We start from the raw sequence: 22,303 nt of genomic DNA, 5'->3' as shown, positions 1-22,303 counted from the left end.
CATGGATAAGCGCAATGCGGAGCTCGTCGTCAAAAGCAATCGCGATGCGATGCCGAAAAAAAACCGGCACATCGATCTATCGGACCAGAATCTCCCAAGCCTTCTCCTGCGGCTCGCCATTCCATCCGTTATCGGCTTGTCGATCAACGCAGTACAGCAGCTCCTTAACGCGATCTTTGTTGGCTCACTCGGCGCGCAGGCGATTGCAGCCGTCAGCATGACGATGCCGCTCATTGTCGTGCTCGCGGCCGTGGGAGAGGGGATCGGTGTGGGTACTGCCTCCTTCATATCTCGTCATCTTGGTGCTGGTAATGAGTTAGAGGCATGCCGAGGTGCTAGTACGGCGCTCGCGCTCGCCGCTCCCATCGGGGTGATTATGACCATCGCCCTGTTGGTGACCCTGCGAGACATCTTCGTCGCACTCGGGGCAACCCCAACCATCCTGCCCATCGCGCTCGACTACGCCACGATCCTCTTGCCGGGATCTACTTTGATGCTCCTAAACATCGTCAGTGGCTTCATCGTAAGAGCTGAAGGCAATACACGATATAGTATGTGGACGATGCTGACCGCTTTCACATTGAACGCCTTGCTTGATCCTATTTTCATTTTCTTGCTAGGCTTGGGTGTGCAAGGCGCAGCCTCAGCGACACTGATATCACAGATCGCCGCTATAAGCCTCTACATCGCGTATTTTACCGAGCGGCTCGGCACTGTGCTCGTCAGCATATCTCAGGTCTCGTTGCGGGTAGATCGTATCAGACAGCTGGCGCTCATTGGGGCGCCGGCGATGACGACAAGTATCTTAGCCGCTCTTGCCGGTATGTTCCTGTACAGAGCTGCTGCGCGGTTCGGTGATGATTTCATCGCGGCGGTGGGAATAGCTGTAAGAATTTTGACGATCGGCGCGCTGCCTATCACCGGCTTCTGCATCGGCTCTCAAGCTGTCCTGGGGTTCGGTTGGGGCGCGCGCGACTTTGCCCGGGTAATGAAGGTCGCGAAGTTTATGATCTCTATCACCGTTACGCTTTCCGTTGCGTATTCCGCAGCCGTTATCGTTTTCGCCCGGCCGTTGGTCGGGTTGTTCAGCGATAGCGATGATGTCACAGAAATTGCCGTCTCGAGCTCCATCGTCTTTCACCTGTTTTTTGGATTTTACGGTATTCAGAGTTTCGTGACGACAATGCTTCAGTCGATGGGGAGAGCGCGCCTTAGCGCGGTGGTCTCTTTCGCCAGGCAGGGGTATCTCTTCATACCGGCCGTACTCCTATTCCCTGTTATATCGGGGTTCAGTGGATTGTTGGTCAGTCAAGCCGTTGCTGAGCTCGGCGCTGGAATGATCGCGCTATTCGTCATGTTGCGCCTGTTCGCTGAGTTCAGGCGAGGGGAATTAGCGCATTCCGCCAGGAATCGAGAGTGCTCCTTGGTCTCATCAGGCATCATCCCGACCAAGTGATACAATCCAAAGCGAGCGCGGCGTGCGATCGTGGTGCCTGGATTGGCGGCAAGGTCAGCCCTTCAAAGATCCAATGTGCGATCAGCGAACGAGCAGAGTACGCTTGATGCTGTTACTCAAGCGCGTCTTGACGGCTTATCTGGATTGGTCATTTCGCTAACAAGCTCTTGATCTCCGCGACAGCGGCATCGCATGTAGTGATGCTTTTACGGGCATTAAGCGATTTGGAGCCACTGGCGGCTTCGCTGCTTCATTGCGCGGTAGGCGCGAGAGCTCTTGTGAGAATTTACCGTGTCATTGTGAAGCTCGAGACATCCTTAGCATCTCTACTTGCGGTGCCGCTTCCGCTGACGTCACGATCGTGGGGCATTCTCCTCCTCTACGAAGGGGCGATCATTGATGCTGAAGATGGCGTCAACGAAGTGCCGGCCTCAGTCAGTGCGAAACCTTGAAGCGGCCGTTGCACACGCAGAAAAAACTGGCAGTAATCCAGCGATCGGCGGCTGAAAAGCGCGTTCTTGACCTCTCTGGAAGCTACTCGTGGTCGCTCCAAACTTCGCGAGCATTGCGCGGCATCGATCTTAGGATCGCTCTTCTATCTTCAACTGCAAATTTTCGTACGGCCTCAGCATGGAAAATTGCTAGGAGGAAGTTTACCGCTGCTGTCATCTTGCGGAGACACGAAAGCTCGGCCGCGGCTGTCTGGTCGTCGTATTGAAGTTTCTTGAGCGCCGTTCGCATCTCGAGGTCTCGAACGCTGCGTCCATGCACTCCGCCGGAGAGATCCTTGTACAAGCTAATCAGTTGCTCGATTGCAGCAACTTTGCGTTCTGTCTTAACATATTCAGGGTGGCGCTTCGCGTAACTTGCCAATTCGTCAAAAGGCAGAAACCACTTTTTGTCGCTATTCATGTAGCCGAATTCAATTGGATGGTCTGCGAAGTAAATGTGTCGAAGGACATTTTCAATGATCCCTCGGATGAGCAATTTTGCTGTTTTGCTGTAGCCCATCATGATTTGAGGCAAGATCTGCAACGCATCTGAAGCAATTTCTTCAATAAAAACCTTCGAGTGCTCCGGAAGTCCTTTCAGCCTAAAGCGCCACAAGATGAGACTGTATGTCAATTCGTGAATATGCCGGGCATTTACGAGCAATGTTGCAGAGGGGGAGTGGCTCACGATCTGCTTTTGCTTAAGATAAGCGACAACGTCCTCGAAATCGCCGGCGATGACGTTGATAGGGCCCTTCGCCATCTACAGCTCCAGACCTTTGATTATTCTCTCCCATCTGGACAAGAAGCTTGCGCGATCACCTCGCGCGGGAGGCCGGCTGTTTATGTGTGCGAGCGCTTCTCGCATCGATTGCTCTAGAGCGCGCTGTGCACGTGGATCGCTTTTTTCAACGTACTCAACAATCCGGGCGGCGATGTCGCTACGCGCCATCTTTTCGAAGCTATATGACCGCATATCCGGGAGCACGCGGGCTGCAAACCGGGCCAGGTCTGAGTTGCGAGGGAAGAACTTCTTCTCCCGCAGCAAATCAAACAGATGCATCTGCGCGATGCGGCTGTGCTTGAACGAAAGCGGGGACGCTGACCGTTCGCCGGCTCCTGTCTCTGCCCTCCGGGCAAGGTGCAAATATTCTTCGATGATCCGCGACAACGACGGGTTTTGATCTCTTGAGAGGCTCCGAAATTCTCGCAGGTCGTCGATCGTATAGTTCGCGGGAACATCGAGAATTTTACGTTGAAAATCGAGCCAAGCCTTATGTCTGTTCCGCGGTGCCACTCACTTCTCCGTTCTGCGGACAAACTCGGCGGTTATGTCCAGCACTTGCATTCGCAGTTTTGAGGACGCTTTCTTATACAAAAACACCGGTTGGTGCTCAGTAACAGATTTCGAAACATTGGTTGAGTGGCTTAAGTAATCCATGAAGACGTCGCCCTTCCGCTCTCGGCGGATTTGATCCATGACGGATTTCATAGCTTGAGGGACGTTGCCGGTCACCATCGTGAAAACCATGCCGACTTGCGCCAGCTTGATGCCATTGTCGTCGGTGAAGTCCTCGATATACCGCTCAAGCAGAGGGAGCCCGACGACAGACAGCCAATCTGGCTTTAGCGGAACAAGGTATTTGTCACTGGCGAGCATGGCAGCCTGTGTGAAAAGGAAATTGTCGGAGGGCAGTCGATAATTACGTAGTCATACCTCGACGCTCTCTCTTTCAAATAAGCCTTCAGTCGCTTCTCGGCGCCGCGCGGCGTCATTTCGGCTTCAATGATTGAGAGGTGGTTGGGCAACAAATCGAGACGTCCTCCCTTTCCGTGTTTTCCCGTGAAGATCTCGACTGTACAATCCGCGAGATTCATTTTTGCTTTGCTGATCGGTTTCGCAAGACCGGTTGTGGTGCTTACGTTGCCCGGGGCCGCGGTATGAAAATGTCCTTCAGTGTTCCTTTGTTGGCCTTTATGTGGGCGAGGTAATGTATCCCTCCATTGAGGGCCGCCTTGTTTGACGGGCGCGATGGCTGCAGGTCCTAGGGGTAATCCTAGGAGAAGCGCTATGACGATTTCGAGGGCGGAGGTGATCACATCGGTCGAGCGGCGGCGCCGGTGGTCGCAAGACGAGAAGGAGCGGCTTGTTGCGGCGTCGCTCGCGCCCGGCGCCAGCGTTTCCGAGGTAGCTCGCCTGGCCGGACTTCATGTGAGCCAGCTGTTCAGGTGGCGCAAGGAGCTTTGCAGGCACGGCGAAGCGAGCATAGCTCCGTTTGTTCCGGTCGAGATTGGGCCGTCTGCGTCACCGCAGGAGGTGGCCGAAGCGCCGTTGACGACGACGGCGCGGCGACGCAAGAGCCATGGCATCATCGAGATCGATCTTGGTAGCGGGCATCGCATCCGGGTCGATGGCGAAGTTGATGGAGACGCGCTACGTCGGGTTCTCGATGCTTTGGCCCGCCGATGATCCCGATTCCGACGAGCGCGCGAGTGTGGCTCGCGACAGGCTACACGGACATGCGCCGAGGCTTTCCGTCGTTGGCACTTCAGGTGCAGGAGGTGCTGCGCAAGGACCCGCTCAGCGGTCATTTGTTCGTCTTCCGGGGGCGCCGCAGCGATCTTGTGAAGGTGATCTGGCACGATGGCCAGGGGGCCTGCCTGTTCACCAAGAGACTGGAGAGAGGAAAGTTTATATGGCCATCCGTTGCGGGTGAAGCTGTGACGATCTCGCCTGCGCAGATGAGCTATCTGTTGTCCGGAATTGATTGGCGCAACCCGCAAGAAACCCAGCGTCCGACGCGGGTCGGATAGGTGTTTTGGGTTTGAGTTTGCGGCCTGATCTGATTCAATGGCTTCATGATATCGAAGCCGGACGATCTTCCATCGGACCTTGCGAGCGCCTACCTTGCGCTGCTGGCCGAGCGTGAGGCCTTGCAGGTCGAGCGCGATGTCGCCGTCGCGGATGCCGCCAGTGCGCGGGCGGAGCTGTCGGACAATGAGGCGCTCATCGCGCATCTTGAGCTGCGGATTGAGAAACTCAAACGCGAACTGCACGGGCAGCGATCCGAGCGCTCGGCACGGCTGCTCGAGCAGTTGGAGTTGGAGCTCGAGGAACTCGTCACTACGGCGAGTGAGGATGAGCTCGCCGCGCAGGTGGCGGCAGCGAAGACGCAGAACGTCCGTCCGTTCACGCGTAAGCGGCCGGTTCGCAAGCCTTGGCCGGACGATATCGAACACGAGCGCGTCGTCGTTGAAGCTCCAACGACCTGCGCCTGCTGCGGTGGATCGCGGCTGGCGAAGGTCGGCGAGGATGTGACCAAGACCCTGGAGGAGATTCCCCGCCGCTTCAAGGTCATCGAGACGGTACGCGAGAAGTTCACCTGCCGCGATTGCGAGAAGATCAGTCAGCCGCCCGCGCCGTTCCATGCCACGCCGCGCGGCTTCATCGGCCCGCAATTGCTGGCGACGATCCTGTTCGACAAGTTCGGCATGCATATCCCGCTCAACCGCCAGAGCGTGCGCTTCAGGGCTGAAAGGATCGATTTGCCGCTGTCGACGTTGGCCGACCAGGTCGGCCACGGGACCTTCGCCGTCATGCCGCTGTTCCGGCTGATCGAGCACCATGTGCTCACGGCCGAGCGCCTGCATGGCGACGACACCACCATCCGCATCCTGGCGAAGGGCAAATGCACGACTGGGCGGATCTGGACGTATGTGCGGGATGATCAGCCGTTCGCCGGGCCTGCACCGCCGGCGGCGGTTTATTACGCTTCGGGTGACCGTCGCGGCGCGCACCCCCAGAAGCATCTGGCCACCTTCAGCGGTATCCTGCAGGCGGATTGCTATAGCGGCTTCGAGCCGTTGTTCGACCCGCAAAGGAAAGCGGTGCCGATCACGCCCGCATTTTGCCTGGCGCATGCGCGGCGGGGCTTCTTCGAGCTGGCTGACATCGAGAAAACTGCCCGCGACGGACAGAAAGGCAAACCGATCTCCCCGATCGCGCTGGAGGCGGTCAGGCGTCTAGACGCTCTGTTCGAGATCGAGCGCGCCATCAATGGCCGCAGTGCCGACGACCGACGCGCCGTGCGCCAAGAACAGAGCAAGCCGCTTCTCGACGACATGCACGACTGGCTGCTCCGCGAGCGAGAGACCCTGTCGAGCTCCTCCGAGGTCCTGAAGCCCATGAATTACATGCTCAGGCGCTGGGACGACTTTGCCCGCTTCCTCCACGACGGCAGGATCTGCTTGACCAACAATTGCGCTGAACGCGCATTGAGAGGTATCGCCTTGGGTCGGCGCAACTGGACCTTCGCTGGCAGCCAGCGTGGCGCGGACCGTGCCGCCATCATGCTGACGATGATCACAACCTGCCGCCTCAACGACGTTGATCCTAAGGCCTGGCTCGCCGATGTCCTCGCCCGTATCGCCGATCTCCCTAGCTCGCGCCTGCACGAACTGCTGCCTTGGGAATGGAAGCTCCTGCACCAAACCGACAAGCCCGCCAGTCAGCAGGCCGCTTGACCTTCACCCAACCGATCATAGAGCTCGCTCTGCCCGCGCGCATGCGTCAATCTGGCGGTCTTCATCGTATGCGTACGTGTCATTCACCATCGCTGGAATACTGATCGGCTCTGAGTCGGAGGCAACCAGAGCCTATTGCGCGTGATCTGTAATAGTTGAGGCCCTCGACGATATGCGACTCGAACCGAGAAGATCGCCGCCCATCCGGGAGAATGACAGGCTGGTCGTTGTGGCGCTGGGCGGTGCGGGAATTATCAGCTACGGCACGCTTTACTATTGCGTGGCGTCCATTGCAAAAGAGGCTTCCCGTGACCTCGCAGTCACAGAGGAGTGGCTACTCGCTTGTTTCTCCTTTGCCTTGCTTGCTAGCGCGCTGATGTCGCTGGTTGCCGGTCGCTTCATGGACCGATACGGCGCAGGCAAGACAATGAAAGTCGCCTCTTTCGTTGGAGCTGCTAGCCTGGGAATTGCAGCAACTTCTTGGAACGCGGTCGTTTTTGCAATTGCCCTATTCGGTATGCAACTTGCGTCGGCATTTCTCTTTTACGAGGCTGCGTTCGTGTTTTTGGTACAGCGAGATGCGGTTCATGCGAAACGGCAAATGGCTGCCTTGACATTGATCGTGGGTTTCTCGTCAACGCTGTTTTGGCCGTTAACCTCGCTGTTGCTCACGTCGATATGTTGGAGGCAAGTCTGTTGGATCTATGGAGGTTGCAATGTTCTCCTCGCCTTCCCTTTAATACAATTGGCTCTTGGGAAGTCCTCCGCAACGCTTGGGGAGCAGAACACGGTCTGTGGCTCGCAAGACCAGTCCTCTTCCAAGCCGATTGACCTCGTCCTCATAACGGTAGGCTTCTCACTGACGACATTTGCTTTTTCTGCATTACTCGGTCGAATGATTCCCATCCTTTCGTCAATCGGCTTAGACCTGCAGGAGACAGCCTTGGTTTCCACACTCTTCGGCCCGTCACAGCTCGCAGTACGGTTGTTTGCAGGATGGTTTAGCGAGAGGATATCTCCCATTCAACTCACCATTTTCTCATGCCTTATGCTTTCGGCGGCCACAATCGTCATTGTGCCGGCGTCTCACTCTCTCGTCGGAATTGCAATCTTCGTTGCCTTGGTTGGGTTTAGCTCTGGTCTAAACAGCATCTGTCGAGGAAGCTTGCCGCTGTCAGTCTTCGGGCCGGGCGGGTATGGAACACGAGTCGGGTTGATCACGACTTTCCGATTGTCGACGGCGTCGTTTGCGCCGTTCTTCTTCAGCTTCATCCAAAACAACTATGGAATTGGGCTTGCCTTGGGTTCACTAACCGTCTGCGCAGTAGGAAGCACGCTTTCATTCGCATTCGTGGGTGTCCGATCAAAGGCGGAGCCAGGCCAATGAAAAGTGGGCTGATCGGCCTGGTTGCGAGCCCGACGTGAACCGGATCGTCAATAAGTGTTCGCCACCTTAGATCAACGATCGCAAGTGTCTGAGTCTAGGCCATCACGCGGAGCTCGACGTTCGCGCGCATTCTGGAAGCGTGGTGCGGGCGAGGGGGGATCAACTGAGCGGTCCAACTGCAGCCCCGAATGGGAGACGTATCTCGGCTTCGCCGGGCCAGAGCTCAAAATGACAGATGTCGCCCCGCTGAGGAGTTGCACGTTGGGAATATCTGGACGCTAGACTTGGTCATCGCGATCGCGACCGCCATTTGCCGCGGTGTTCGGCCCCATTTTGCGTCCTGCCTTGGGCATGTCAACAAGCGCCCGCTGGCGGTCCTTTCGAGGCGATTGAACAGCAGCGGCTATGGGAGAGAACGTCAAGCTGGCCGACCACAGCTCGAGTCCGCCTCGCCCCACATTTGCATGAAGGGAAGAGCTGCCGTCTTCGCTCGCGGAACCACTAAGCTGACCCACTAGAACCGGTAGTTTGCGGACATTTCGGGCCCCGCCCAATTTAAGTTGCGGCCGCCAACCAGCCGCTTGGGCTCAGGTTTCGATCGCTCTCGGCAGAAAGAGCAACATCGGGGTTCGATGATCGCATATTTATCTGACCGCGCAAATGCCGTTACTGCCGTGGGGCTCCTGTGCTGCGGTGCAGCGATGGGGCTCGTGGTGAAAGGGCAGTATGAGGCGGGAGTAGCGCTCGGGCTCTGGGCGATCATCGCTGATGATGTGGATGGCGAAATTGCCCGGCGCACCAAAGGTCGAACAGTGGCTACCAAGGCCATTGGTAAAGCTCTCGATGCTTTCTCTGACCTCTCGTTTGGATCAGTCATCCCGGCGATTGTCATCGCATCTTTTATCGAGTTTCCAGCATCTGCGGTGTTCACAGCGTTCGTGATGCTGATCGGAGCTCTTCGTCTGGCATATTTTGACTATTTCGGATTGGACGAGCGTGGTCGTTCGACCGGTCTACCTCTCTCTTACGCTCTGCCGATACTTGCCGCGATCTTGCTGGTTGACCACACTATCGCGCCGCTTGAGTTGGGTTTGGTTCTTCCCGCATTCTTTGTACCGCTATCGTTGCTGCACATCGCCCCGTTCAAGATCAAAGCCTCTGGCAGTCTTGTGCATGTGATAACCATCGGCGTGGCGGCCACTGCGTCTGCCGGATTATTGATGACGAGTAGAGCGCTTCAATAAGCGGGCTTGCAATGTCGTAAGGACGAGAAAATGTCGAGCTCAATCAACCGCGTGGTATTTGCCGGCACCAGGGGGCTTGCGACCCGCTGTCTTTCGTTCGTTATCGAGACGAGCGGCAAAGACCACATCGCCGGCATTCTCGGCGCTTCCCGGTACGAGAGAACTTGGTGGAGGCACGAAACCAGTGAGGAGCTTTGGGAAGTCGCAGACCGCTTCGGAGTACCCTTTTTCGAGTCGATAGATGATGTTCCTCCTCTCGGAACGTTTCTCGTAAGCGTCATGTGGAATAAGATTTTCCCGCCCCATATCCTCGCACGGTTCGATGGAGGGGGTATCAATCTTCATCCAGGCCCACTCCCTGAATATCGCGGCAGTTTTGCGCGGACACATGCCATACTAAATGGCGAGAAGAGCTTTGGGGTAACGGTCCACTATCTCTCAGAGCGGGTCGATAGGGGGGATATTATCGGCGAATTGCGGTTCCCCGTGCTGCCGTCCGAGACAGCCCTCTCTTTAGACACCAGAGCGCAACTTTATGGCTACGCTCTCTTCTGCCAAGTGTGGCTGCGTTTCTTGGACGGATCGGCGACCTGTCGCTCGCAAGACGAGTTGATAGCTCAAGAAAAGCGCAAGGCTTGCTTCTATCCCATGCGCATGATGACCGCACTTTTGGATTCGTCAGACGTTCCGCGCAGCGCCGAAGAGCTCGATCGGCTCTACCGCGCTCTATACCTTCCACCACGCATTGAGCCTCCAAAGTGGCTTGTCGAACGAGTCATGACCAATGAAGTTCGGACCCTCGCTCGGGATGTTCACCTCCAGGGTACGGGATGTTCACCTCCAGGGTAAGGTTTGACTCGGCTCGCACTGCGGAAGCTAGCCCGGAATATGAGATCGCGCTTCTCGAGGCCGTCCGCGAAGCCAAAGTGTTGCCTGCGAACTTCCGCTCATTGACTGAACGTGGTCTTAGCTCTGAAGGTTGTTTTTGTAGCTTCCAGCCTATCGAGAGGCGCCGGCGCCCCCAACCGCGTGTGAGCCGGCTAAGCACGCAGGAGGCTAGCTGTGTGTGGGATTTGCGGATTCATCGGACGGGTTACTGATCTGTCAGTGACCGAGCGGAACCTCGCGCGTTGCGCTCAGACCCTGGCCCATCGGGGCCCTGACGCGAGTGGTAGTTGCGTGACCCCTTCCTTTGCCTTTGCGCATCGAAGGCTCGCGATCATCGATCCGGATCCTAGGTCAAACCAACCGTTTCTCGATGAGGAATTCGGCTTGGCCCTCACGTATAACGGGGAGATCTACAATTACCGTGACCTAAGGCGGGACCTGCTCCGGCGCGGATACCGATTTCGCACTGAGTCGGACACGGAAGTACTTTGCAAGGCATTTGCTTGTTGGGGGATTGATAGCGTCAAACGTCTGCGGGGAATGTTTGCTTTCGCAATCTACGATCAAAAGACCGCGACAGCGTTCCTTGTCAGAGATCGGCTCGGCGTCAAGCCGCTATACTACGCTTTCGCGGATAATGGCCTCGTCTTTGCTTCACAGCCGTCAGCCATCCTGAAGTGGCCAAGGGTCCGCTCGAAGCTCGATCCGGTTGGGTTATCAGGCTTTCTCTCCTACCGCGCCGTTTTCGGCGAGAGGACGCTATTTGCAGAAATTCGAAAGCTGCAACCTGGCACCTGGCTGAAGATCACGGCTCAATCGCACGAGCATAGACGTTGGTGGGATCCTGCCTGCCTCGATGAGAGCAGTGATTGCAGTTCTCTTGAAACGTTGATCGGCGGCGCCGTGGAGGAACATTTGCTGCCCCACACTCCAGTCGCGGCGCTGCTTTCCGGCGGGCTCGATTCCAGTATCTTGGCTTTCGAGCTTTCAAGGCGCTCGTCGCAAAATCCGAATGCTTTACCGGAATCGTAAGCGGCGATGTGTACGATGAAAGCCCTTATGCTGTTGAGGTTGCGAAATCTCTCAAGCTTGCCCACGTCTTGGTCCAGCTGCCTGGGGCAACGAGCCTGGATGTCGTTAAGCAGCCTTACTGCATTGCGTGGGCATCCAATTGGCATGCACAACGAAGTGGCGATGTATTTGCTTGCGCGGGCGGTCAGCCGCTCTCACAAGGTGGTCCTTACCGGCGAAGGTGCCGACGAGATATTCCTCGGGTATAGCCGGATCTTCAGGTTGTCCTTCGACCTTCGTCGACAGGCGCTGTTGGCCGCGTTGCCAGATGTCATTGGCCGCCCGGCGCGACGTCATCTCGGCCTTCCCAAGTTCAAAGCGAGCGACTTCGAGTTCTTTCTTGCGCGGTACACTTACTTTCCGCAAGCCGAGAAGCTTGGGCTGGCGACACCGGCATGGAGAAAGGACATCGGTCACGATGCTGGGCTCATCGATTGGATGAACAATGCCTACCATTCAGGCGGCGCCACCCCGGTCGAGCGCATAAGGCAATTCTTTGTACGGCATCATCTACCGGCGCTGCTTGAAATGGTCGACAACACCACAATGGCGGCGGGTGTGGAGTCTCGCGTTCCCTTCACAGACCACCGAATCGTTGCGCTAGCTCTGCGCATGTCGTTCTCAGAACATCTGCGTTGGAAACATGCCCTCGCCCCGTTTCAGGCGGCCTTCGCTCCGATTGAAAAATTTAGCGAAACGCTTGACGTCTCCAAGGCCGCGCTGCGCACCCTTTACCGAGATCGTCTACCCGCAAGTGTGCTCACGAGAAAGAAGCTCGGATTTCCGTTGCCGTTAGGTAAGTGGGCGACAGACCAGAGCTCGATGCCGTTTCGGGATTTAGTCTTCAAAGAATCTCCCGCGATCGCTGATTATCTCGATATTGGTGCTCTCCGCCGATGGTATGCACGCCGCTCTCAAGCGGCGAACGATGCATTCGGAAAACAACTCTGGCTGATCTGCAATCTGGAGATCTTCCTTCGTCAACTTTCTTCATAGCTGTTGGTAGGACGGGATGCGGGGTAGCCAAGGCAATCCGGAATGCGGCACCGCTTAGCGGGAAGACGAGCCGATCGGTGTAGAAACAGGAGAATGCCGGCCGCCACAGATGTCTGGATGCGTGATCGCGCTATCCAGTGCGCATGGCGCGTTCTGAAGGGGACTGGAACTGCGCTGAATTACGCCAATGGATTAGGACGCGAGAACGACGTTGACGTTGAGAGCGACCTGTCGTGTTCGCGCGCCCGCGAAAAGCTCGTTTTGACGGACACGCGCAAGAATGCAGGACCGGCCTCATGATGGCTGGTTATGCTGCTGTCGAACTCGGTGTATACCGGCGCTGCCGACCGCAGGCCGCTCGACGGCTCGAGACCGACCTATCCTGGCTATATGTTGGGTTTTTAGCGGCTACCGAATGCATCAGCGTTCGGGACCGGTAACGCCCGGCATGTCAGGCCGAGGTTGATGCTGAGCATAAATCCGGGGAAGCGGAAGCGCGACATTCGCCATTTTTGGAAGGCCCGCAAGAATGACGGCGGTTTCCCGGCTGGGACCAAACTTGGTCATGTTGGCAAAGCTTGCGCGATCCACGCGCGTGGAAGCATCTTCCTGGGCGGGATCTTTGAGCGGATCATTGAAGAACACGTAATCGGCGTCCGTCCCAGTCACCACCACCCAATGAGTGATCATTTTAGCTTCGAACTCAAGGCTGACCATCACGATAGGGTACCACCCCACCGCCATCCATTTCGAGAGATCATCGAGGCTGTAGGTGCCAAGATGGACGGGGATGCAGCGCTGGTATGCCTCGGCTAGATCTCGCTCCTGGAGAATCTGCATCACCTCCACCTCGCCGCCTTGCGAAGCGCGAGACTTAAGAAAGAGCCCATCATGGCTCACGACAACAAGCGCTGCGAAGCCGCGGCGTTTGAGGGCCAATGCCAGACCAACCGGTCCGCAGCCGCCGTGAATGGTTGTTGCCTCTCGCCAGATCTCGAGCTCAGCTGTTTCATTCGGCTGATATCGCTCGTCGAGAGCGGACATGACCATCATCAGGGAAGATGGTCCACAGGTGAACTTCCTCTTTTGTCGATACAGAGGAACGTTCCTGACCATGTGATTTGTTGAGCTTTCGAAGTCGGGACGCGACATGGCGTCATCTCAGGTGAATGTGAAGGAAGCTGAGCGAGATCCCGTCTGGCGCAGCGCCTCGCTGATTGTCATGAGAGCAACCGCTGTCGCTGCGATGACGAGCCCGGGCGCGAGGGCGATCCACCATGCGGTCATCAAATAGTCTCTGCCCAATCCCACCATATTGCCCAAGCTGGACATCGGCGGCTGTATCCCCAGCCCCAGAAAGCTCAGGGTGCTTTCCAGGAGAACCGTCTCGGTGAGGCCAAGGGTCATGCCGACCACGATGGTCGGTGCACAGGCTGGGAGAATATGCCTTGCGTAGATATGGACCCGCGAAGCGTTATAGGTCCGCGCCGCCGTTACATGGAGCCGGTTGCGGGCCGTCAAAGCAAGCCCCCTCGCGATGCGGGCGTGGCGCTCCCAACCGTGCAGGCCCACAAGACAGACAAAGAGTGCCAGCGAATTGCCAAAGATCGTTATGACAAGAAGTGCGGTCATCATGAACGGCACGGCAGCCTGCATATCGACCAGTGCCATGACTCCCTCGTCGATCAGTCCGCCAAGCTCGGCAGCGAGGAAGCCAAAGGAGACGCCCAGCAGGGTGCTAATGAAGGTGCCGCCCACCGCGACGAGCATGCTGATCTGGATCGAATATATCAAGCGAGCCAGCACGTCGCGACCGAGCTCGTCGGTGCCCAACAAATGGTCCAGCGCGCCCCCGAAGAATAGTGGAGGCGAAAGCCGTGCATCCAAGGAGATCTGTGCCGGATGATAGGGGGAGATCACCTGGGCCAGTACGGCAATCAACAGACATGCGATAATCCATATTGAGGCACTATAGAGTCCAATTTGGGATGGCTTACGCAGATCGCGACGGTCTTTCGAAGAACGAAAAATATTCCGGATCCATTCATGCGCCAAGGCGGTGCTCATCTATGTCTCCGAGGATTTCGACCGCGGATCGAGCCAGGTGTAACCGAGATCGACGGCCAGGTTGGTCATGATCATCGCAGTGCCAGCAAGCAGGACTATTGCCTGCACCACTGGAACATCCCTGTTTCCGACGGATGTGACGAAGAGGTTTCCGATACCCGGCCATGAGAAGACCGTCTCGACCACAGTCGAACCGGTTACCGCTCCGCCGATGAGCAGGCCAAGTATGGTCAGGATCGGCACCGCCGCATTGGGCAGTACGTGGTGGATCAATATCCGCCAGAACGGAATGTCGCGCGCAAACGCAGCCAACACATAGCGGCTGTCCAGCGATTCGCGAACCGCCACCCGGGTGTAGCGGGCAAGCACGGCGGAGCTTGCGGCAGCCATGGTTATTGCCGGCAAAACCAGGCTTCGCCAGCCCTCCGCACCGCCGGTCGGCAACCAATTGAGCTGTATTGAGAACGCCAGCATCAGCACGATCGCCAGGAAGAAGCTGGGAACGCACAGTCCCACGACGGTTCCGATCGTGCACGCACGGCCTATGAAGCTCGACGGAAACACCGCGGCAGTTATTCCTCCTGCAACGCCTGTGAGCGCCGCCAAAGTAAGAGCAGAGCAGGTGAGTATCAGCGTCAGTGGAAGGTGGCTGAGGACGACACCGAGTGCATCCTGTCGATAGACGTAAGAGACGCCTAAGCTTCCTCGGACGATGTTATGAAGATAGGTTAGGTATTGTGCCAGGATTGGGCGGTCGAGCCCCAATTCGCCGGAGTATGCGGCCCGCATGTCCGCCGTCGCGTCCGGCCCGAGTAAGACGGTGACCGGATCGCCCGCGCAGCGCATAAGAACGAATACGCTTGTTACCATCAAAACGAGCGTGACCAATGCGCGAGCAATTTTGCTCGCAAATATCTTCTGCGTGTTGCGCCTCATGCCGCTACCACCCCTCCGCCGGCAAGTCGCGACGCCCTGCTGGCTGCGAACAAGGGTTTGAAGGTGATGCCGTTTCAAGGCCGAGCCCAGAATTGGGTACCGCCTCGAGCAGGGACTTCATGTAATCCGTCTTTGGGTCGAGCAGCACCTCATCGCGTGAACCGCTCTCAACGATGCTTCCGCGCTTCAGGACGGTGATCTCTGAGCAGAGATAGGCAACGGATCTGATATCATGACTTATGAATAAGAGGGACAGGCCCCGGCTCTCGCGCAGATCCGACAGAAGGTTCAGGATCTGAGCTTGAACGGTCATGTCGAGTGCGGAGACGGGCTCGTCACAAATCAGAACCTCGGGATCGAGAATAAGCGCCCGCGCTATATTGACCCGCTGCGCCTGTCCGCCGCTTATCTGATGCGGCAATTTGCCAAGGATCTCGCCCGATAGGCCGACGGCCGAAATTGCTGCAGCGAGCCGAGCCTGACAATCGGAAGACTTCATGTTGAAGTTCACGAGCAGAGGCGCGATGATTTGTTTGCCGATCGGGGTAATTGGGTCCAGTGCGTCGAGAGGGCTCTGAAAGACAGGTTGGACACGGAGGCGGAACGCAGCCAATCGATCCGGCGTCAGCAGCTCGCCGTCAAAAAAGATCTGACCCGATTGTGGCGCTGTCAGCCCAAGCAGAAGCTTGGCGATGGTGCTTTTGCCGCTGCCGGACTCTCCGATCAGCCCATGGGCCTTGCCGCGACGGACGATCATGTTGATCTTATGCAGCCTCGAGCCGCCAAGGACCTCCGCAGCGGAGCGCCGAGCAGCCAGGTAGCAAAAATCGACATTGCGCAGCTCGAGAATGGGTTCGGAGGACGCGCGCGCTGTACGAACGTGAGAAGGCTCGATGGGCGACGTCATTCATGCCTCCGAGTTGTGGCATGCCACCATCTGTTGTGGAATGCCCTGCAAGGCGGGCCTTGTGTGCCGGCAAGTGTCCAGCGTTCCCGAGCACCGAGATGCGAAATTGCAGCCGGCCTGGCGCTGTGTAGGTTCAGGGAGGCTGCCTGCTGGGCTGTGGAGACGCCGGGGACGCCCTGAGAGTGGGGGGACAGCGGAGAATAGCGCGCGCGTATAGGGATGCAGGGGAGTTCGAGCGACGAGATCGGCGCGCCCGATTTCGACCAGCTGGCCGGCGTAGAGAACGCCGATACGGTCCGATCGTTGTAGGGCAACGCCCAGGTCGTGGGTCACAAAGAGGATTGCCATGTCTGAGCGGAGCTGTTCGAGCAAGTCAAGGATCTGCTTTTGCGTGGTAACGTCGAGGGCCGAGGTCGGCTCGTCAGCGATGAGAAGCTGCGGCTTCATCGCCACCGCCATTGCAATCATGACGCGCTGATTCATTCCGCCGGACATCTCGTGCGGGTATTTTCTCATCGTCTCATTGGGGTCATCGATTCCCACATCGCGGAGTAGATCTGCAGCCCTTTCACTCGCCTCTTTCTTGCTCAAGCCATCGATCACCTGGACCGTCTCGCGAAGCTGGAAACCAATGCGCCGAACAGGGTTAAGATATAGACTTGGCTGTTGGTAGATCATTGCACGCTGGCGCCGATCGACATCAGAAAGACGCCTGCCTTCGATATGGATGTCGCCGAGACATCTCAATTCGGAACTTGCTACTCCCATGATGGTCGAACACAGCACGCTCTTTCCGCTGCCGCTTTCGCCGACAAGCGCGAAAAACTCACCTTTGCGCAACTCGAGCTGAACGGCATCCAGCAGGCGCGTCTCGGGCCGGTCTGCAAGGACAACGGTCAATCCAGTAATGCTGAGGAGCGGCGGGCTGCCCGCCTCCATGGCTGTGCGCCCGACATTCCCTTGCTCAAAAGTTTGGACAAAAGGTGCTTCAAGCGCATGCGCTGTGGTTTGGTCCATAATTCCACCTTCCGAGCACCATAGTCTTGTGCGTCTGGCCCAAGGCGTTTTCTCAGCTAGACGTTGATTGCGCCTGGCCGAAAATCCATCAAACCGGTTGGCGTCGGTGTCCACTTGATGTTGGCGCGCTTTCCGAAAAACTCGCCGAGCGAATGGAGCACCGTTCCTGGTGGATCAATCTCGTCGAATATGTCGAGCATCTCTTGATAGGCGGCTCGCCTTTGGGCCGGTTCCTGCGCCGTCAACAAGGTGGTCTCCAGCACATTGAATCTATCGTTCCGCCAATACCCACCCCTCTGAAAATTGCTCTGAGACCCCCAGCGCGAGACCAATGATGCTGTGGGATCAGGGTAGTATGTGCCATCGGACGAGTTGTTCACGCCTCGGCCCAGACGGTCTTCGACTTGGGCCCAATTCTCTTTCATTTGGATATAGACGTTCAGGCCGACAGCCCTCCACATTGCCGCGATAGCTTGAGTTTCGATAAGCTCGGCCGTGTAGTAGTTGCCGACTGTTTTGAAAGGAATTGCTGCCCCTTTGTAACCAGCTTCGGCAAGAAGCCGCTTGGCCTCTTCCGGATTGTACCGTGGGATTGGCCGGTCAGGATTGTAGAGAGCGCCGTAAGCAAGGTGTTGATGGGAAGGCGGCACACTGATGCGCTTGCGCCAGATACTATTAACAACGGTCTGCCTGTCGATCGCAAGATTCATGGCGCGCCTCATGCGCGGATCCCGCAGCACCTCATTGGTCGTCGAATCATAGACCAGCGTGCGGAAGGACATCGTGTCGCCTCCAACCACGTCCAGCCGGTTGTCCGCGGCGAGGATATCGAACTGATCCGGCGCTACGGTTGTGATGATGTCGAAGTCGCCAGCGCGAAGGCCGGCGACGCGTGCTGCCGGCTCCCGCACCATCCGAAACTCGATCCCCTTCAGCGGCGGCCTTCCACCCCAGTACCCCTCGTGCGCCTCGAGGCGTATGTAGCGGTTTTCGACGGCCTCAACGACCCTGTAAGGCCCCGCCGCTATGGGAGCCCTGGCCCATTGATCGAATGTCGCCGCCTTCAGATAGGCCGATTTCGAGACGATGCCGGCTCCATAGGAGGTCAGGCGTTTGACAAAGACCGGATCGGGCGCCTTCGTGCTAAACTCGACAGTATGTCGACCGGTTGCCCGCACCCCGCTCATCGAGGGAAAGCTGATCTGGCCAACACCATAACCCGGACTATCCTTTGTGATCATGCGCTCCGCGCCGAACGTAAATGCGACGTCCTCTGCCGTTAACTCTTCACCATCGTGGAATTGAACCCCTTTCCGCAGGGACACGCGATATGTGGTGCTGTCGAGAGCCTCGATGCTTTCAGCCAACATCGGCCGAATCTGCCCGTCTCGTTGATAGTCGATCGCAAAGAGCTTGTCGTAAATGCTCTCGAGCACCCGAAAGCTCACGAGCGCCGTAGCACGGGGATGGAGCGGATCGAGCTCGACGCGCAGATCCTGCATTGCGATCCGCAGTGCCGTCCGGCCAGCGTCTTGGGCAAAGATAGAGGTCGATGGAAGCAAGCTCAGCCCACCGACCAATTTGAGAACCGTGCGTCGATCACAGGTCTTCATCACACATCTCTTCTTAGTTGCACAAACCATCGAGTGCCGAGGTTCTGAACCATGCAGCTTCGCGTGCTCACGCTCGGGCCGGGCGGACTCGGACAATGGTTTTCTGAGGAGCGGTTCGATTAGTGCGAGATATAATTCACACCATGTGACACCATCATGACAGGCCTAGGTGCCTAGGTAGCTGGACAAGGAGGCTGCCACTCCCGTAGGTTAAGTCTCGGAATCGGAGCTGAAAGGTGGCCGAATGAAATTTGTAATTGTCATGCTGGATGGTCTTCGTCCTGACCAGCTAGACGAAGCAGTTACGCCCAATCTCGCCGAGCTGTCCAAAATCGGCCTTCGACTTGCCCGCCATACCTCATCTTTTCCCAGTGAGACGCGGGTTTCATCGGCCGCGCTGGCCACGGGCGGACATAGCTCGGCGCATGGAATCATCGGCAACCGCTTTGTGGCGAACGGTCGGTCGATCGACGGATCTTCGCTCTCGGCGCTCCTGACACTCCGCAGCGAAAGCGGTGGCGTCCTCACCGCCACGACGATCGGCGAAGTCTTGGCGGCTCATGGAAAGGCGATGTTGTCGATCGGATCTCAGTCACAGGGCTCTTTTGGACTTTCCAGCTGGGGGAGTTGGCAGGCGGGGGCGCCGGCGTTCTGGGTCCATGACCCGTCAATGTTCGGTGGCAACGCTGCCGTTCGCCGGATTGCGCCGTCGTTTCCGATGCTCCCTCCCGACGAGCGACCGGCGCGTGCGACCATTGAACGCGTCGTCGATCTCTTCTTCTCGTTCCTGAAGAAAGAAACACTTCCGGAGGTCAGCCTGCTCTGGCTTTCCGAGCCGGACATTACATATCACATGTTCGGACTTCAGCATCCTAGAGCGCGTGAGGTGCTCCACGAGGTCGATCGCCAGTTTGGGCGTATTTTCGCTTGGTGGAACGAGAAAGGAGAGCGGGAAGGAGTACAGCTTATTGCTGCATCCGATCACGGACACGCCATCATTGGAGAAAAAGTCTCCGTATTGAAACACCTGCAGCGGTCGGGTTTCAAGGTCGGATACGAACTCACGCCCGACGTAGACGCTGCAATAACCGCTCAACGCGTTGTCAACCTTTGGGCCCGGGACAGAGAGGGTCATCTTCTGACAGAGCTGTATCACGCCATGTGCGAGGAGCCATGGTTTGGCGTTGCTTTCTCACGTCAGGCTCCCGATGGCTCTCCACTTATCGCGAGCACCCTTTTGCTTTCGGCTGTCATGGCCGACCACGAACGAAGTGCAGACCTGTCGTTTGTTCTCGCCGATTGCGGCGCGGCTAATCGGAGCGGTTCGCCCGACGCCGTGTACTACGATGGGACCTATCCAATCGGCGTTGGTATGCACGGAGGGCTTTCGGCGCACGAGCTGTCTTCATTATGCATCGTTGCTGGTAATGCCTTTAGAAGCGGAGTTGTTGCTGCCCCAACCAGCATCGTTGATCTGGTACCAACGATCCTTTCCAGCTTGGGACTGCCGCTACCGTCGACGGTGCACGGCCGTATCATCGATGAAGCTTTGCAAGATTGCGAGGACAGAGGCCCGTATGATGTCGAAGATGCGAGCGTCTCAATTGCCTCTTCAGCGCGCCGGTCAACTGTCTTCCGGGACCTTTACCGCCAACGTCTTTATCTGAGGGGGGCGGCCGTAACACGGCTGGCGCAGGTTAAGAATGATAAACCTGGCGCTAATCCGCGCAATTGAAAGCCTGAATTACGGACCATCGACCTATGTATCAAGGAAAGCGCTGGGAGTTTGTTCGGTCGAACATCGAAGAAGCCATTGCCTCGAGCCGATTTCGGCCAGGCGAAAAACTTCCGAACGACGTAGAGCTTGCTCTCGAATATGGTGTCAACCGGCACACCGTAAGATACGCCATTCGGGCCCTCGAGCAGGAGGGACTGCTCCGCGTCGAGCAGGGGAGGGGCACTTTCGTTGTCGAACATCCAACAGCCTATCTGCTCTCCCCACAAACCCGGCTGACCGATAATCTCATCTCGCAAGGCCGCTTGGCGCGTCGTAAGATCCTCTCTGCTGCAACGATAAAGGCAGACGAGCGGCTCGCCCGCCATCTCGACTTGCAAGCTCAAGACGATGTGCTGCGCATCGACACGCTGAGCTATCAGGACGAGATCCCAATCGTCATAGCGCATAGCTATTTTCCAGCGAAACGCACTCCCGGACTGCTGGACAAATTCTCTGGCGCCAACTCGATCTCGACAGCTCTCAGGCGCATTGGAATTGATGACTACGCGCAACAATGGGTGACGATAAGTGCACGTCTGCCCTCCGCGCAGGAGGCGCGCCTCCTTGAAATGTCGACATCAGCGCCGGTCTTCGTCAAAGAGAGCCTTGATTGCTCCGGCCGTATTCCGATCAAATTTGGCGAGAATGTACTTTGCGCACCGAGAATCAGCTTCAGGTTCGACTTTAAAGAGATGAGTTCCGCAGAGCAGTCGCCTGCAGGAAAGCCTCGATCCGGAAAAGCGCAAGCGACCAAATCGAAGTCACCTGCCTCTTTCAAGGTCTAGGTCCTATCCATTCCTGCGGTCAAAGCGGCTAGGCGCGAAAATAATTGTTTCGCTACCACCATTGCTTATGGCTGTGTGTTTCACGCGTCATGCCCGGACGAGCCGCTCGCGTTTTGCTGAGGCACTAGGGGGCCGCGTTGGTCGCGACCCCTTCAAGCTTGCGGATCTTGGCATTGTAACGCGGCCAGTGTCAGCGGCCGCGGCGCATGTCGTGAAGAGGCGCCGCGTCAAACCTTCCGTGATCCTGGGCCGTTGGATCAAACGTCGGCTTTTGCGAAGATGCGCTGGGCGGTACGCAGATCTTCCGCATCATCGATTTCGTACCACCGCAGATCGTCGCATCTCACCGCAGCAAGCAGCAGGCCTTGTCTTTCCACGAGATAGGAAAGAAGTTCCTCCGTATAGGCCTGGGTAGCTCCGGCCTTGATCATATTGTCTAGGGCCGGAACCACCTCTGTCCGCAGAGTAGACGCGGACAGACGTAACAGATTCATCGTCTTGTAAAGAGGCGGGCCATCCGTGATGAGATTTCTCGCTGTTTGTTTCAGGCGAAATTCTGAAATGAAGCCAAGATCCGACAACAGGACCGCTGGCCCCTGCATCAGCTCATCGAAGGGAGCGACAGCAGCCGCGTCGGGCGCTTTACTGATGAGCAGCCGCCGCAATACATTTTCCTCGAAGAAGACGTCGCCCTCAAGAAGGAAGTGGTCCCCGGAAACGAGCGTGTCACGCGCCAGCCAGAGCGAATAGGCGCTCCCAGTACGGTCGTAAACGGGGGATTCGACGTATTTGATTGCAACGCCACCAAACCGACTGCCGCAAGCTTCTTGGATCGCCTCTTTGCGATACCCGACAACAATCGTCACCTGTTCCACGCCGACACGCCCAAGGGTATGTAGCGCGTTGTGCAGGATGGGAGTGCCATGGATTCGGACTAGAGGTTTCGGGTTTAGATCCGTTAGAGGCCGCAGTCGAGTGCCCACTCCAGCGGCGAGAATGAGAGCATGCTTGGGAGCATTCAGCGGCATTTCATTCGCCTTCTTGATCCCGAGCGTCGCTCCGCAACCATCGTGAACGCCTCTGTTCAGTATTACGTGCCGCCGACTTGTCCGACCATCCCCGATATTGAAGGAGGTAGGTGCAA

General features: G+C 57.2%; 21 protein-coding genes and 1 pseudogene. 10 read left to right on the top strand and 12 right to left on the bottom strand.

Features of this window, described 5'->3' with window-relative positions; translation table 11 throughout:
• Position 1: 1 nt before the first annotated feature.
• A complete protein-coding gene (locus D6B98_RS34190; RefSeq protein ID WP_126261406.1) occupies positions 2–1,456 on the top strand; it encodes an MATE family efflux transporter in 1,455 nt (484 codons plus the stop codon).
• A 534-nt stretch (positions 1,457–1,990) separates the two neighbouring features.
• Here D6B98_RS34190 and D6B98_RS34185 read toward each other — a convergent pair.
• The 4 genes from D6B98_RS34185 to D6B98_RS42020 are packed head-to-tail and all read right to left on the bottom strand — an operon-like array spanning position 1,991 to position 3,825.
• Positions 1,991–2,710 (bottom strand): hypothetical protein, encoded by a 720-nt coding sequence (locus D6B98_RS34185; protein ID WP_126261405.1) that lies wholly within the window; start codon positions 2,708–2,710, stop codon positions 1,991–1,993.
• Positions 2,711–3,244 carry a hypothetical protein gene (locus D6B98_RS34180; RefSeq protein ID WP_126261404.1) on the bottom strand — a complete coding sequence of 178 codons (534 nt, stop codon included), beginning with the start codon at positions 3,242–3,244 and terminating at the stop codon, positions 2,711–2,713.
• On the bottom strand, positions 3,245–3,607 hold the full coding sequence (locus D6B98_RS34175; protein ID WP_126261403.1) for a ParA family protein: 363 nt from the start codon (positions 3,605–3,607) through the stop codon (positions 3,245–3,247).
• Positions 3,574–3,825 (bottom strand): ParA family protein, encoded by a 252-nt coding sequence (locus tag D6B98_RS42020; RefSeq protein ID WP_126261402.1) that lies wholly within the window; start codon positions 3,823–3,825, stop codon positions 3,574–3,576. The genes D6B98_RS34175 and D6B98_RS42020 overlap by 34 nt, the downstream gene beginning before the upstream one ends.
• 193 nt (positions 3,826–4,018) lie before the next feature.
• Here D6B98_RS42020 and tnpA point away from each other — a divergent pair, with 193 nt between their 5' ends.
• From tnpA to D6B98_RS34145, 5 genes are all read left to right on the top strand, one after another.
• Positions 4,019–4,417 carry an IS66-like element accessory protein TnpA gene (gene tnpA, locus D6B98_RS34165; protein WP_164719052.1) on the top strand — a complete coding sequence of 133 codons (399 nt, stop codon included), beginning with the start codon at positions 4,019–4,021 and terminating at the stop codon, positions 4,415–4,417.
• Positions 4,418–4,440: 23 nt separating this feature from the next.
• Positions 4,441–4,761, top strand: coding sequence for an IS66 family insertion sequence element accessory protein TnpB (tnpB, locus tag D6B98_RS34160; protein ID WP_430642570.1), 321 nt, complete (start codon positions 4,441–4,443; stop codon positions 4,759–4,761).
• A gap of 45 nt (positions 4,762–4,806) precedes the next feature.
• A complete protein-coding gene (tnpC, locus tag D6B98_RS34155) occupies positions 4,807–6,471 on the top strand; it encodes an IS66 family transposase (RefSeq protein WP_126261383.1) in 1,665 nt (554 codons plus the stop codon).
• A gap of 172 nt (positions 6,472–6,643) precedes the next feature.
• Positions 6,644–7,858, top strand: coding sequence for an MFS transporter (locus tag D6B98_RS34150; protein ID WP_126261401.1), 1,215 nt, complete (start codon positions 6,644–6,646; stop codon positions 7,856–7,858).
• Between the two features lie 632 nt (positions 7,859–8,490).
• Complete coding sequence (locus D6B98_RS34145; protein ID WP_126261400.1) at positions 8,491–9,102, top strand: CDP-alcohol phosphatidyltransferase family protein; 612 nt, start codon at positions 8,491–8,493, stop codon at positions 9,100–9,102.
• Positions 9,103–9,141: 39 nt separating this feature from the next.
• Here the strand turns inward: D6B98_RS34145 and D6B98_RS41035 are convergent, their stop codons facing one another.
• Positions 9,142–9,447 (bottom strand): hypothetical protein, encoded by a 306-nt coding sequence (locus D6B98_RS41035; protein ID WP_235884924.1) that lies wholly within the window; start codon positions 9,445–9,447, stop codon positions 9,142–9,144.
• Between D6B98_RS41035 and D6B98_RS34140 the strand changes: the two genes are divergently transcribed.
• Complete coding sequence (locus tag D6B98_RS34140; RefSeq protein ID WP_235885268.1) at positions 9,382–9,951, top strand: formyl transferase; 570 nt, start codon at positions 9,382–9,384, stop codon at positions 9,949–9,951. The genes D6B98_RS41035 and D6B98_RS34140 overlap by 66 nt on opposite strands.
• 213 nt (positions 9,952–10,164) lie before the next feature.
• Positions 10,165–12,057: pseudogene (asnB, locus tag D6B98_RS41735) on the top strand (asparagine synthase (glutamine-hydrolyzing)).
• A 420-nt stretch (positions 12,058–12,477) separates the two neighbouring features.
• Here the strand turns inward: asnB and D6B98_RS34130 are convergent.
• The 6 genes from D6B98_RS34130 to D6B98_RS34105 are packed head-to-tail and all read right to left on the bottom strand — an operon-like array spanning position 12,478 to position 18,597.
• Positions 12,478–13,209: a peptidase C39 family protein gene (locus tag D6B98_RS34130; protein ID WP_126261398.1), complete on the bottom strand. Its 732-nt coding sequence runs from the start codon at positions 13,207–13,209 to the stop codon at positions 12,478–12,480.
• Between the two features lie 9 nt (positions 13,210–13,218).
• Positions 13,219–14,124 (bottom strand): ABC transporter permease, encoded by a 906-nt coding sequence (locus tag D6B98_RS34125; RefSeq protein WP_126261397.1) that lies wholly within the window; start codon positions 14,122–14,124, stop codon positions 13,219–13,221.
• Positions 14,125–15,060 (bottom strand): ABC transporter permease, encoded by a 936-nt coding sequence (locus D6B98_RS34120; protein WP_126261396.1) that lies wholly within the window; start codon positions 15,058–15,060, stop codon positions 14,125–14,127.
• A gap of 4 nt (positions 15,061–15,064) precedes the next feature.
• Positions 15,065–15,967 (bottom strand): ABC transporter ATP-binding protein, encoded by a 903-nt coding sequence (locus D6B98_RS34115; protein WP_126261395.1) that lies wholly within the window; start codon positions 15,965–15,967, stop codon positions 15,065–15,067.
• Entirely contained in the window at positions 15,968–16,984 is a 1,017-nt protein-coding gene (locus D6B98_RS34110) for an ABC transporter ATP-binding protein (protein WP_126261394.1), read from the bottom strand.
• 56 nt (positions 16,985–17,040) lie between these two features.
• Positions 17,041–18,597, bottom strand: a complete 1,557-nt coding sequence (locus tag D6B98_RS34105; protein ID WP_235884921.1) for an ABC transporter substrate-binding protein — start codon at positions 18,595–18,597, stop codon at positions 17,041–17,043.
• A 244-nt stretch (positions 18,598–18,841) separates the two neighbouring features.
• On the opposite strand from D6B98_RS34105, the gene D6B98_RS34100 reads away from it, so the two are divergent.
• Entirely contained in the window at positions 18,842–20,332 is a 1,491-nt protein-coding gene (locus D6B98_RS34100; protein WP_126261393.1) for an alkaline phosphatase family protein, read from the top strand.
• Positions 20,333–20,358: 26 nt separating this feature from the next.
• Entirely contained in the window at positions 20,359–21,159 is an 801-nt protein-coding gene (gene phnF / locus D6B98_RS34095) for a phosphonate metabolism transcriptional regulator PhnF (protein ID WP_126261392.1), read from the top strand.
• Positions 21,160–21,416: 257 nt separating this feature from the next.
• Here the strand turns inward: phnF and D6B98_RS34090 are convergent, their stop codons facing one another.
• Positions 21,417–22,187 (bottom strand): phosphocholine cytidylyltransferase family protein, encoded by a 771-nt coding sequence (locus D6B98_RS34090; protein ID WP_126261391.1) that lies wholly within the window; start codon positions 22,185–22,187, stop codon positions 21,417–21,419.
• Between the last annotated feature and the right edge of the window lie 116 nt (positions 22,188–22,303).

This window comes from Bradyrhizobium sp. LVM 105 (assembly GCF_003957705.1).
GTDB lineage: Bacteria > Pseudomonadota > Alphaproteobacteria > Rhizobiales > Xanthobacteraceae > Bradyrhizobium > Bradyrhizobium frederickii.
Note: the sequence above shows the minus strand (reverse complement) of the source record. Positions and strands in the feature narration are given on the sequence as shown.